The sequence below is a fragment of the Pseudomonas sp. NPDC087690 genome (assembly GCF_044743175.1).
Lineage (GTDB): Bacteria > Pseudomonadota > Gammaproteobacteria > Pseudomonadales > Pseudomonadaceae > Aquipseudomonas.
Genome location: NZ_JBIUVX010000031.1, coordinates 1 through 12452, shown reverse-complemented (window position 1 = coordinate 12452; position 12452 = coordinate 1). Strand labels below are relative to the sequence as shown.

The 12452-nt window shown below is 59.1% G+C and carries 14 protein-coding genes; 6 read left to right on the top strand and 8 right to left on the bottom strand.

Annotated elements, in window-relative coordinates; genetic code table 11:
- Positions 1-50 precede the first annotated feature (50 nt).
- The gene (gene tal / locus ACIPIZ_RS22370) at positions 51-977 is read left to right on the top strand and encodes a transaldolase (protein WP_064392803.1); all 927 of its coding nucleotides are present in this window, start codon (positions 51-53) and stop codon (positions 975-977) included.
- 215 nt (positions 978-1192) lie between these two features.
- Here the strand turns inward: tal and rssC are convergent, their stop codons facing one another.
- Together rssC and rssB are read right to left on the bottom strand one after the other, a co-directional pair.
- A complete protein-coding gene (rssC, locus tag ACIPIZ_RS22365; RefSeq protein ID WP_042560140.1) occupies positions 1193-1675 on the bottom strand; it encodes an anti-sigma factor antagonist RssC in 483 nt (160 codons plus the stop codon).
- A complete protein-coding gene (gene rssB / locus ACIPIZ_RS22360) occupies positions 1675-2856 on the bottom strand; it encodes a two-component system response regulator RssB (RefSeq protein WP_064392805.1) in 1182 nt (393 codons plus the stop codon). Before rssB ends, rssC begins: the two co-directional genes overlap by 1 nt.
- 276 nt (positions 2857-3132) lie before the next feature.
- Here rssB and ACIPIZ_RS22355 point away from each other — a divergent pair, with 276 nt between their 5' ends.
- On the top strand, positions 3133-3432 hold the full coding sequence (locus tag ACIPIZ_RS22355; RefSeq protein ID WP_064392807.1) for a PilZ domain-containing protein: 300 nt from the start codon (positions 3133-3135) through the stop codon (positions 3430-3432).
- Positions 3433-3484: 52 nt separating this feature from the next.
- Here the strand turns inward: ACIPIZ_RS22355 and ACIPIZ_RS22350 are convergent, their stop codons facing one another.
- Entirely contained in the window at positions 3485-4174 is a 690-nt protein-coding gene (locus ACIPIZ_RS22350) for a VacJ family lipoprotein (protein ID WP_064392808.1), read from the bottom strand.
- Positions 4175-4372: 198 nt separating this feature from the next.
- On the opposite strand from ACIPIZ_RS22350, the gene ACIPIZ_RS22345 reads away from it, so the two are divergent.
- Together ACIPIZ_RS22345 and ACIPIZ_RS22340 are read left to right on the top strand one after the other, a co-directional pair.
- Entirely contained in the window at positions 4373-4993 is a 621-nt protein-coding gene (locus ACIPIZ_RS22345; protein WP_401167478.1) for an HAD family phosphatase, read from the top strand.
- Positions 4994-5101: 108 nt separating this feature from the next.
- Positions 5102-5365 carry a DUF4404 family protein gene (locus tag ACIPIZ_RS22340; RefSeq protein WP_105705156.1) on the top strand — a complete coding sequence of 88 codons (264 nt, stop codon included), beginning with the start codon at positions 5102-5104 and terminating at the stop codon, positions 5363-5365.
- A gap of 171 nt (positions 5366-5536) precedes the next feature.
- On the opposite strand, the gene queF is transcribed toward ACIPIZ_RS22340, so the two are convergent.
- Positions 5537-6367 (bottom strand): NADPH-dependent 7-cyano-7-deazaguanine reductase QueF, encoded by an 831-nt coding sequence (gene queF / locus ACIPIZ_RS22335; RefSeq protein ID WP_401167474.1) that lies wholly within the window; start codon positions 6365-6367, stop codon positions 5537-5539.
- Positions 6368-6428: 61 nt separating this feature from the next.
- Positions 6429-6962: a plastocyanin/azurin family copper-binding protein gene (locus ACIPIZ_RS22330; protein ID WP_064392814.1), complete on the bottom strand. Its 534-nt coding sequence runs from the start codon at positions 6960-6962 to the stop codon at positions 6429-6431.
- Between the two features lie 165 nt (positions 6963-7127).
- Between ACIPIZ_RS22330 and ACIPIZ_RS22325 the strand changes: the two genes are divergently transcribed.
- Entirely contained in the window at positions 7128-7808 is a 681-nt protein-coding gene (locus tag ACIPIZ_RS22325; protein ID WP_401167471.1) for a heavy metal response regulator transcription factor, read from the top strand.
- Complete coding sequence (locus ACIPIZ_RS22320) at positions 7808-9154, top strand: heavy metal sensor histidine kinase (protein WP_401167469.1); 1347 nt, start codon at positions 7808-7810, stop codon at positions 9152-9154. The genes ACIPIZ_RS22325 and ACIPIZ_RS22320 overlap by 1 nt, the downstream gene beginning before the upstream one ends.
- A gap of 119 nt (positions 9155-9273) precedes the next feature.
- On the opposite strand, the gene ACIPIZ_RS22315 is transcribed toward ACIPIZ_RS22320, so the two are convergent.
- The 3 genes from ACIPIZ_RS22315 to ACIPIZ_RS22305 all read right to left on the bottom strand — a co-directional run.
- Positions 9274-10518: a lipoprotein-releasing ABC transporter permease subunit gene (locus ACIPIZ_RS22315; RefSeq protein WP_064392818.1), complete on the bottom strand. Its 1245-nt coding sequence runs from the start codon at positions 10516-10518 to the stop codon at positions 9274-9276.
- Positions 10519-10581: 63 nt separating this feature from the next.
- Positions 10582-11280, bottom strand: coding sequence for a lipoprotein-releasing ABC transporter ATP-binding protein LolD (gene lolD, locus ACIPIZ_RS22310; RefSeq protein ID WP_007910506.1), 699 nt, complete (start codon positions 11278-11280; stop codon positions 10582-10584).
- Positions 11273-12452 (bottom strand): lipoprotein-releasing ABC transporter permease subunit (locus ACIPIZ_RS22305; protein WP_401167466.1); only part of this gene is annotated, 1180 nt, incomplete at its 5' end. The genes ACIPIZ_RS22305 and lolD, both read right to left, overlap by 8 nt.

Sequence of the window (12452 nt, the reverse complement as noted above, 5' to 3'; positions counted from 1 at the left end):
ACCGCCAACGCTCGGGTAATGTCATCAGACCCATAGGATAGAGCACGCCCATGACTTCCAAGCTGGAACAACTCAAACAGTTCACCACCGTTGTTGCCGACACTGGCGACTTCGAAGCGATCTCCCGGGTCAAGCCGGTAGACGCCACCACCAACCCTTCCCTGCTACTCAAAGCCGCGGCGATTCCGGCCTATGCCGAGCTGCTGAATGCTTGCGTCAGCGACTGCAAGGGCGATGTCGGCCTGGCCAGCGACCGTTTCGGCGTCGCGGTAGGTCAGGAAATTCTAAAAGTGATTCCGGGCCGTATCTCCACTGAAGTGGATGCGCGCCTGTCGTTCGACAAGGATGCCGTGCTGAAACGCGCGCATCGCCTGATCGAGCTGTACGACAAGGCCGGCATTGGCCGTGATCGCGTACTGATCAAGATCGCCTCCACCTGGGAAGGCATCCGCGCCGCCGAAGTGCTGGAGAAGGAAGGCATCCAGACCAACCTGACCCTGCTGTTCTCCTTCGCCCAGGCCGCTGCATGCGCCGATGCCGGCGTGTTCCTGATTTCGCCGTTCGTGGGCCGCATCTATGACTGGTACAAGAAGGCCAACGGCAACGACTACACCGGCGCCGATGACCCGGGCGTGCAGTCGGTGACGCGCATCTACAACTACTACAAAGCCAATGACTACAAGACTGTGGTCATGGGCGCGAGCTTCCGCAACCTCAACCAGATCGAGCAACTGGCCGGTTGCGACCGCCTGACCATCAGCCCGGACCTGATCGACAAGCTGGCAGCCGATACCGGCAAGCTGGAACGCAAACTGGCGCCGGGACATGCCGGTGAAGCGCGTCTGAGCCTCAACGAGGCGCAATTCCGCTGGTTGTCCAACGAAGACGCGATGGCCACCGAGAAGCTGGCTGAGGGCATTCGTCAGTTCGCTCGCGACCAGGAGAAGCTTGAGGCGCTGTTGCAGGCCAAGCTGTGATTTGAGTTGGTGAAATGCAAAAAGGGCGAACCTGTGAGGGTTCGCCCTTTTTAGTGGCGGCTGGAAATATTCGGCGTTCTTGCGGAAGCTATCGCGAGCAGGCTCACTCCTACAGGGGATCTGTGGAGTGATTGCGATTGTGTGTTGAATGAAGAACCCTGTAGGAGTGAGCCTGCTCGCGATAGGGCCAGCAGCCCCTACGCCATTTCAGGCCATTAATGTCTTTCGAGGGCATTCACCAGGTCATGGAACGCCTCACGATTGGAATCGTTCAGGCCCATGAGGATCTTGTGCGCTTCGAGCACCTTGATCCGCACCACTTCTTCCGACTGGTCCTGATCCGGCAGGTCGTCCAGGCACTCGGGGCATGGCACCGGGTGATTGACGATGTTGAACACCTGCTCGAAACCCATCGATTGCAGCAGACGGGTGATGTCATCGTGGGTGGTGACGACGGTCGGCAACAGCCCGACCTTCTGCCGCGACAGGATTGACAGTTTGGCCAACAGACCCAATGTCGTGCTGTCGATGCTGCGGGTTTCGGTCAAATCGATCACGATCGCGTTGAAATTCAGCGCGGTGAAGATTTTCTCAATAGTCGCATCCAACGCCGAACACAGGGTCAGGCGAACTTCACCGACGAACTTCAGGACGAAGGTGCCGTCCTGCTCGGCGAACTGGATTCTACCGGTACTCATTAAAGATTCCTGCTCAACACCAACAGGGCGATATCATCCGGCATCTCCCCTAGCGTGGCCAATCCAAACACTTGCCGCAGACCATCCAGGCTGCCGCCCGCCGACTTCACCCGTTGAGGCAAAGCGGCTTCTTTTTCTTTGAGCGTAGGTTCTGGCAAAAGATCCAGAATGCCATCGGACATCAGCGTCAGGCTGAACGTCGGCGGCAGCTCAAGCACGTGATCTTCGTAGGTGGCTTCATTGAAGAGCCCCACCGGCAGACCACGTCCTTCCAGATAACGAACACTGTCAGGCGTGTACAACACAGGCAACGGCAGATGGCCGCCGATGCTATAGGTCAACAAACCGGTCTCCTCGTCGATGACTCCACCGACCATTGTGACGTGTTTACCCAGCTTACAACTGATCAGCCCCCGGTTGATATGACCAAGGACTTCCGAAGGCTTGAATTCCGGCAATGTGCCGTTGCGCTTGGATTCAAACAGCAAGCGCGTGGTCATGAACTTCAGCAGTACGGTGACGAAGGCTGAAGAGGCGCCATGCCCGGATACATCCGCCAGGTAGAATGCGACCCGGCGCTCGTCGACACGGAAGTAGTCGACAAAATCACCCGACAGGTACAACGACGGGATGATCTGGTGGGCAAACTTGAACTCGTCGATGCTCCACGGACTTTCCGGCAGCATGTTCATTTGCACCTGGCGACCGGCGTTCTGGTCTTCCTGGAGCAGGTTCAGGCTGGCCTCAAGCTCGCGGTTGGCCTTTTCCAGCTTCTCGCGGTAGCGCTGGTTCTCCAGCAGCAGACGCGCACGATCCAGGGCCCGGCGCACAGAGTGCTCGAGCACAGCCAGATCTTCGAGAGGCTTGATCAGATAATCCGCTGCGCCCAGGCGCAGGGCTTCGACCGCGTCGTTCATCACCCCGGCACCCGAGACCACGATCACCGGCGTTTGCGGTGAGAGCTCGGTGACCTGACGGATGAGTTCGAGACCGCCCATCTGCGGCATGCGCAGATCGCAGATGACCAGGTCGGGCGTGTCTTGCTCGAATACCTGAAGACCCTGTTGGCCGTTGCTGGCCTGCAGGACGCTGAAACCACTGTCTTCCAAATAGGCCGCGAGGCTCGCGCGCACTACTTCGTCATCATCGATTATCAGCAGCGTGGCACTGGTTTTTGGCATGTGGGCAAACGGCGCCAGAATTAGGTTGGCGTAGTTGGCGGAGCTTAATGGCCCTGCACTGACTACTGGATTCGCTTTCTAGCCTCTCTGCTGCACCGCTTTCGGGCATAGGCCTTGAACGCGGTTGCACCAGAGGTGCCCTTCTAAGGCGCAGACGGTACTCCCATCCGCAGAGCGTTTCAAGCATGCGCCGATGGTCGCTTGACGACTTTACTTGTCAAATCACCGAGAGTTATAAGAACAGCTCAAACCGTAACCCAATGGAAGGACGAACCTATGAGTCAAACCAGTCGGGACTACAGCGAAAAGCGCGATTTCATCCGCATGCGGGTCGATGCCGATGTCGTGTTGATTCATGAAGGAGATGAAGTTTCAGGCGTTTGCATCGACCTCTCCAGCAGCGGCATGCAGGTCGAAGCGCCGCAGCTCTTTGCGGTCGGCGACCGATTGAGCGTACGCATCGACTCCGATCACGCGGCACTCAGCGGCCTTGAAGCTGACACCGAAGTGGTCTGGGTCCGGGCACAGGACGGCGGCGGCCAGAAGCTCGGCCTGATCATTGTAAAGATGAAATAGCTACACACAAAAAAGGCGACCCGAAGGTCGCCTTTCTTTTTACCGGTCGAGATTAAAAATCGTCTTCGACCTGGCCATCCTTCACCTTGAACTCGCGGTTCTGCAGGTAAGCATTGCGGATGAAGGTGTACTTGTCGCCGCTGATCAGCTTCTCGCTCGACAGCAGGCTGGCGCGGGTGTCGACGATGTTCAGACCGAAGATCGAGTTACGCGTAGGTACGTGGTCGATGTAGCGGTACATGCCGGTGTAGCTGTCGACGTATTTCGACGGCGCATCACGCAGAGTGCTCGGGCCCATCAGCGGCAGCATCACGTACGGACCGCTGCCCACACCCCAGTAGCCCAGAGTCTGGCCGAAGTCTTCGTCGCTGCGATTCAGGCCCATCTTGGTGCCGACGTCGAAGAAGCCGAGCAGACCGAAGGTGGTGTTGAAGATCAGACGTGCGGTGTCGACGCCAGCAGCAGCCGGTTTACCCTGCAAAACGTTGTTCGCCAGGTTGGTGACGTCACCAACGTTGCGGAACATGTTGTGAATGCCGTCTTCCAGAAACTGCGGAGTAACGAACTCGTAACCCTGCGCAAGAGGCTTCAGCGCGTAAGTGTCAACGAAGTCGTTGAACTGGAAAATCGGGCGGTTGACGCTTTCCCAAGGGTCTTCTTCTGTTGCCGCCTGAGTGGCGAACGGCGCCAGCAACAGGCCGGCACATACACTTAGCTGAGCGAGCGGATAGCTCCAGCGCATAGAAAAACTCCTTGGATTTGTACTGTCGCGGACATCGGGGCCCGGGCATTAAGGTCGCTAGTATAAGCGTAAACGCCGGTTTGGACAGTCGGCCAATTGTGCAAAGTTGTAGGACGCTTCCCACGCCGCGCTTCACATAGCCGTCACGCTACTGTCACCTGCAATGACTAGCCTTATCGGTATTTCAGGGACGCTGCCATGACTCACGCCGAAACCTTGCCCCTCACTGCGTCCAGCCTGACCGCCGTACTGTTTGGACTCAGCGGTTGTCTGGTGGATTTCGGTGCTCGCGCTCGTCTAAATACCGTCGCCCGGCCCGAATATGCCGAGGCCACGCCGGGCGCGCTCGACAGTCTGCACAGTTTGCAGCGCCAGCAGATTCCCTGCGCCTGGCTGGATGAACTGCCCCCTGCCCTCGCCCAATCGTTGTCCGCCTTACTGCCGGCATCGATCAAACCTGCGCAACATTCGGCAACACTCAATCCGTGGCCTGCGCCGAATGCCTGCTGGCAAGCCCTGATGGAGTTGAACGTCGCCAGTCTGGACGGCTGCGTATTGGTCAGCGGTGAGCCGCGGCTGTTGCAGGCTGGCCTGAATGCCGGGCTGTGGACCATCGGCCTGGCCTCCTGCGGCTCGCTGTGTGGCCTGGCGCCAGGTGAATGGCAAGCCTTGAGCCAGAAAGAACGCGAACACCTGCGTGGCAAGGCCACCGTGCAACTCTTCGGGCTGGGCGTGCATTCGGTGATCGATCATCTGGGCGAACTCGACACTTGCCTGGCGGATATCAGCTTGCGCCGGTTCAAAGGCGAAAAGCCCTGATCGGGATCATGCAGGTTTGCCGGGAGTGGATTAATCTAAAGGTCAGCCATAGACCTTTGGCGCGCGGCTGCGGTCAATGCCAGTGCCTATTGATAAAAGGAAACCACCATGCCCGCCCAAGAACTGCAAAAACAGCTCGATACCCTGCGCGAGCAGCTGGAGCAGAATCCGCCGCTGTCGGAAGTCGAACGTGAAGACCTGCATGCGCTGATGGCGCAGATTGAATCCGAAATTCAACTGGAGACTGCCACACAAGACGCCAGCATCGCTGACGGCGTCAATCTGGCGGTTGATCGCTTTGAACTCGAACACCCGGCCATTGCCGGCACCTTGCGCAACATCGTCAACGCGCTGGGCAGCATGGGGATCTGACTCCCCCCGAAACGCAAAAAGCCCTGCCATCACTGGCAGGGCTTTTTCATTTCAACTTTGGCAATGCATTCCCCGTAGGAGTGAGCCTGCTCGCGATAGCGGTGTGTCAGTTAACATCATCGTCTGCTGACACACCGCTATCGCGAGCAGGCTCACTCCTACAGTTGATCTTTATTGACGCACGAGCCGGTGGTTCGGCAGCTGTACGCTTTCGGTGCTGCGATACGGGTTGATATCCAGGCCACCGCGACGCACGTAACGGGCAAACACCGTGAGTTTCTCAGGTTTCAACAAGCGCTGCAGATCGAGGAAAATCCGCTCCACACAGTGCTCATGGAAGTCCGAGTGCTGGCGGAAGCTGACGATGTATTCGAGCAGACTCGCATGATCAAGCGCCGAACCACGGTACTCCACCACAACGCTGCCCCAGTCCGGCTGACTGGTGACCGGGCAGTTGGATTTGAGCAGATGGCTATACACCGTCTCCTCGACAACCCGCGAATCATCGCAACGCAGCAATTCCGGGCGCGGATGTTCATAGTTGCTGACGCTGATATCCAGATCGTCGATGCATACGCCCGGCAACGCCACAACGCCTTCCGCTTCAACGTCCTTCAGGCTGCGAACGCGCACCCCCACCGGTTTGCCGGCGGCGGCCGACAAATCCTTGATCAGGGTCGCTTCCAGGGACGCCACGTCGGCAAACGCCGTCTGGTTCAGCGAGTTCAGATACAACTTGAACGACTTCGACTCGATGATATTCGGCGAATCCGCCGGGATGCTGAATTCGCCGATCGCCACCACCGGTTTACCCGACGGCAGCAGCCACGACAACTCGAAGCAGTTCCAGAAATCCACACCTTTATACGGCAGGGTTTCGGCGGTCAGGCCCAGCTCGGCCCATTTCGCGGTGCGCGGAATCGGGAACAGCAGGGACGGCGTGTAAGTGGCGATGTATTCGCTGGATTTGCCCAGCGGCGAATGTTCGGCTGCGGGATGCATGGCGGAAACCTGACTGAATAATCAGCGGATTCTACCAGCCTTTGCCCGCGCCTTTGAGTGCTTACTGACTGACCGTCAGTTTGCCGACCATACCCGCCTGATAATGCCCGGGAATATTGCAGGCAAATTCCAGACTGGTGGCCTTACTGAAGGTCCAGGTCAGCTCGGCGGTTTTACCTGGCTCGACCAACACGCTGTTCGGATCATCGTGCTTCATGCCATGGCCCATCGCTGCGTGATCCATGCCGGCCATATCGTGGGACATTTCCTTCATGCCGGTAGGCGTAAGCATGCCGCTTTGCTGCATCTGCAACATTTCCTGCTGGTGTTTGGCGTGCATCGCCGCGTCACCGAGGTTGAATTCGTGCAGCAGCTGGCCTTTATTCACCAAGACAAAACGAACGGTCTCACCGGCCTTGATCTGAATGGCCTTGGGATCGAAGGACATATCGTTTAGCACCACTTCAATGCTGCGTGTGGCTTGGGCGGCAGGCGCTGGCTGGCCGAAATCGTAGGTGTGCGCTGGCGCGGCCCACACTGGCGAGCTCAGCGCCAACAGACAGGCAGCCAACGTCAAGGATTGGCGTAAAAACATGGTCGTTCTCCAACAAGATAAGGTTCAGCTTATGGGAAACTTTAGCCGGCCTGCGCTGGCATCTACCTGACAGGCAGATTACAACTTTGTCAGGTTGGCGTTTGTCGCCTGCGCTCACGGTATAAAGCTTTCGTTTCTACACCCCCGAACAAACCCGAGTCGCCCATGAAACTGTTGATCGTCGAAGACCAAGCGAAAACCGGCCAATACCTGCGCCAGGGCCTGACCGAGGCCGGGTTCAACACCGAACTGGTGGCCGACGGCAACAGCGGTCAGCAATTGGCGCTGAGCGGCGATTATGCGCTGCTGATCCTCGACGTGATGCTGCCCGGGCGCAGTGGCTGGCAGATTCTGCAAGCGGTGCGCAGCGCCGGGCTGGATACGCCGGTACTTTTTCTCACGGCCAAAGACGCCGTGGAAGACAGGGTTCATGGCCTCGAAATCGGTGCCGACGACTATCTGGTCAAGCCCTTCGCTTTCTCCGAACTGCTGGCGCGGGTGCGCAGCCTGCTGCGTCGTGGCAGCGCTACAACCCAGGAAACCAGTCTGCAACTGGCCGATCTGCGCCTGGATCTGATTCGCCGTCGGGTCGAACGCAGTGGCCAACGCATTGATCTCACCGCCAAGGAATTCGCGCTATTGGAAATGCTTCTGCGCCGTCAGGGTGAGGTGCTGCCGAAATCGCTGATCGCCTCACAGGTCTGGGACATGAATTTCGACAGCGACACCAATGTCATTGAAGTGGCGATCCGCCGTTTGCGCCTGAAGATCGACGACGAATTCCCCAACAAACTGATCCACACCGTGCGCGGCATGGGTTACGTGCTCGAAGAGCGTGGCGCCTGATGCGTCGGCTGTCATTGAGCTCGCGCCTGGCCTTGTTGTTCGCCGCTTGCACCGCTGTGGTTTCACTGTTCGCCGGGGTGCTGTTCAACCGCGCCAGCGAAGCGCACTTCATTGAACTCGACCAGCAACAACTGGACGGCAAGCTGATCGGCCTGCGCCGCGCGCTGCAGGATCTTCAGCCTGCTCAGCGTGAAGCGCGACTGGCGGATGAGCTGAGTCGTCAGGCCGATCTGTCGCTGCGCATTACCGGCACTGACGGCCAGCGCTGGTATGACAGTTCGACGCAAACCCCCAAGGATTTGCCGCAACAATCCGGCCTGTCGACCATAAGCCATGACGGCACCGATTACCGCGTGCTCAACGCCCCGCTCTACCCGGACAAAGCCGATTCCCCGCAACTGACCTTGCTGCTGGACATCACCCATCACCAGCATTTCCTGCAACGCATGCAGCATCTGATCTGGCTGACGGTCGGGCTGTCAGCGCTGGCCACCGCTTTGCTCGGTGCCTGGGCCGCACGCAGCGGCTTGCGGCCATTGCGGCGTATGAGCGCGGTTGCCCGTGGGATTTCCGCACAATCGCTCAACGCCCGACTGCCGGAAGCGCAAATGCCGCCCGAGCTTGCGGAAATGGCCCACAGCTTCAACGCCATGCTCGCACGCCTCGACGACTCGTTTCAGCGGCTCTCGGCGTTTTCTGCCGACATCGCCCATGAACTGCGCACGCCGCTGTCGAACCTGCTGACTCACACTCAGGTCACCCTCACCCGCCCACGGCCGATCGAAGATTATCGCGAAGCCCTGCACAGCAACCTCGAAGAGCTGCAATGGATGGCGCAACTGGTCAACGACATGTTGTACCTGGCCAAGGCCGATCACGGTTTGCTGATGCCCAAGCGTGAACCGCTGGAGCTGGCGGATGAAACGGATGTGCTTTTGGAGTTTTTTGCGCCGCTGGCGGAGGACGCCGGGGTCAAGCTGACGCGCGAGGGCCATGCGCGGATCGAGGGTGATCGCAGCATGTTGCGCCGGGCCTTGTCGAATTTGCTGGATAACGCGCTGCGCTTTACCCCCGCTGAGGGCTACGTGAGTTTGCGGATCGTTGATCAAGCGAGCGCTGTGCGTATTTCAGTCGAAAACAGTGGCGAGGGGATTTCAGCGCAGTTGCTACCACGCTTGTTCGACCGCTTTTATCGGGCCGATCCGGCGCGGCAGGAAGGCAGCAGTGAGCATGCGGGGTTGGGGTTGGCGATTACTCAATCCATCATCCGCGCCCATGGTGGGCAGATTCATTGCGAATCGGAGGCGGGCTGGACGCGGTTTGTGATTGAGTTGCCTCGAACCTGATCGTTCCCACGCTCTGCGTGGGAATGCAGCCCGGGACGCTCCGCGTCCCATCCTAAGCCGAACGCGGAGCGTCCGTTGAGGCATTCCCACGCAGAGCGTGGGAACGAGCATGGAGTCGCTTACGAATATCTCAACGCGTGAGCCGGCTCGATCTTCGCCGCCCGCCAGGCCGGATACACCGTCGCCAAAAAGCTCAGAATAAAGCCCGCCGAGCAGATCAACAGCACGTCCCCACCCTGCAATTCCGACGGCAGATTGCTGACGAAATACACATCGGAACTGAAGATGTGCTGCCCGCTGACTCGCTCGATCCAGCCCACGATCTGACTGACATTCAGCGCGGCGATCACGCCCAACACGCCGCCAATGATCGTGCCGACAATACCGATCACCGTGCCCTGGACCATGAAGATCGCCATGATCTGCCGAGGCGTGGCACCGATGGTACGCAGGATCGCGATGTCAGCGCCCTTGTCGTTCACTACCATGATCAGGGTCGCGATGATGTTGAACGCCGCCACCGCGACGATCATCAGCAACAGCAGGCCGATCATGGTTTTTTCCATCTTCATTGCGCTGAACAGGCTGCCCTGGGTGTGGGTCCAGTCGTCAGCCTTGAAATCGGCGCCCAGACCGGCGGCGATGTCCGAGGAGACTTTCGGCGCCGCGTACAGATCTTTGACCGCCAGACGCACACTCTGCACCTGATTCGGCTGCCAATGCTGCATGGTCGCGGCGTCGGCGACGTGGATCAGGCCCATCGAGCCGTCCAGCTCAGCGCCAACCTTGAACACGCCCACTACGTTCAGACGCTGCATGCGCGGCGTGATGCCGCCCGGGGCGGTGCTGACTTCCGGGACGATCAGGGTGATCTTGTCGCCGACGTTGAGGCGGAAACGTCGCGCGGTGATTTCACCAATCACCACGCCGAACTCGCCCGGTTTCAAGGCATCCAGACGACCCTGCACAATGTGCTGGGCAACGATGGAGACCTTGCCTTCCTGCGCCGGATCGACGCCGCTGATCTGGATCGGCTGCATCAAGCCCTTGTAAGAGAGCATGCCTTCCATCTCGGTGAACGGCACGGCGGCGGTCACTTCTGGATTTTTCATCGCGGCGGCGGCCACCGGCTGCCAGTCATCGATCGGCTTGACGCCAACGATGGTTGCGTGCGGCACCATGCCGAGGATGCGCGAACTCATTTCGCGCTGGAAGCCGTTCATTACCGACAACACCACGATCATCGCCAGCACGCCAAGGGCGAGGCCGATCATCGAGGTCATCGAAATGAACGAAACGAAGCGATTGCGGCGCTTGGCGCGGGTATAGCGCGTGCCGATAAAGATCGATAACGGTCTGAACATTCGCTGGGGCACCGTATAAAAATAAAAGACCCGACACCTTTGCAGGTGTCGGGTTTCAGCCAATCAGATAGGCGTGAGGCAACCTTCTTGCAGGTGCAGTACACGATCCATCTGGCGGGCCAGGTTCATGTCGTGGGTCACCACCAGGAACGCCGTGCGCATCGAGGTGCTGAGTTCCAGCATCAAATCCTGAATGCCCTGGGCGGTGTGGGAGTCGAGGTTGCCGGTTGGCTCGTCGAGCATCACCAGGCCTGGCTTGTTGACCAAGGCGCGGGCAATCGCCACACGTTGACGCTCGCCACCGGACAGTTCCGCCGGTTTGTGCTCCAGACGATGGCCGAGGCCGACGCGTTCCAGCAATGCCGTGGCGCGCTGACGGGCTTCCGGGATCGGCGTCTTGCCGATCAGCAGCGGCATGCAGACGTTTTCCAGCGCGGTGAATTCCGGCAGCAAGTGGTGGAACTGGTAAACGAAACCGAGCGCACGGTTACGCAGCAGGCCACGCTTCTTCTCGCTCAGCGCCGACAGTTCTTCACCGTCGAGCCAGACGCTGCCCTTGGTTGGCGTATCGAGGCCGCCGAGCAGGTTGAGCAAAGTACTTTTGCCCGAACCCGAGGTGCCGACGATCGCCACACGTTCGCCAGGGTGCAACTCCAGTTGCAGGCCAGCCAGTACTTCTACCGATTCCGGGCCTTCTTCATAGGATTTGCCCAGGTTGCGGCAGCTCAGGATTGCTTGTTCACTCATGCCCGACTCACTCATAACGTAGCGCCTCCGCCGGCTGGGTGCGCGCGGCACGCCAGGCTGGATACAGGGTGGCGAGGAAACTCAGGACCAACGCAGCAGCGCAGACCATGATCACATCCTGGCTCTGCACCTGCGACGGAAGATAATCAATGAAATACACGTCAGCATTAAGGAATTTGTGGCCGATCAGGCCTTCCAGTGCCGAGATCGCAGCGCTGACATTAAGCGCCGCAAAAATGCCGACTACCGCACCAATCGCCGTGCCGACCACACCGATCACCGTGCCTTGCACCATGAACGTGCGCATGATCGTGCCCGGCGTCGCGCCCAAGGTGCGCAGAATGGCGATGTCGCCCTTCTTGTCGTTGACCACCATCACCAGCGTGGAAATGATGTTGAACGCAGCCACGGCAACGATCAGCAACAACAGCAGGCCGATCATGGCTTTTTCCATGCGGATCGCCTGATACAGATTGCCGTGGGTGCGCGTCCAGTCGCGGGCGTAGTAATGGTCTTCGCCGAGTTGCTGGGCGATGTTCCATGCAACGCGCGGTGCCTGGAACAAGTCGTCGAACTTCAGGCGGATGCCCTGTACCTGATCAGGCTTCCAGCGGTGCATCTTCGCCAGATCCTGCAGGTTGGTGACGCCCAGATAGCCATCGAGTTCGCCAGCGCCGACATGGAAAATGCCGACCACGGTGAAGCGCTTCATGCGCGGGAACATGCCGGCCGGGGTCAGGCTGACCTCCGGTGCGACGAAGGTGACCTTGTCACCAATGCCGACGCCGAGCTTGGTCGCCGCCTTATCGCCAATGACGATGCCGAAGCTGCCCGGCGTCAGATCGTCGAGTTTGCCCTGCTTCATGAAGTTGTCGATGATCGACACGTTGCGCTCCAGCGCCGGGTCGATGGCATTGAGCAACACCTTGGACACCTGACCGTTATTGGTCAGCAGGCCCTGCATCTGGGTGAACGGCGCAACCGCCGTCACCTGCGGGTTCTGCTTGACCGTGGTGGCCAGGCTTTGCCAATCGTTGATCGGTTCAGTGGATTCAATGGTCGCGTGGGGCACCATGCCCAGCACGCGGGTGCGCATCTCATGATCGAAGCCATTCATCACCGACAGCACGACGATCATCACGACCACGCCAAGGGCGAGCCCGATCATCGAAGTCAGGGAAATGAAT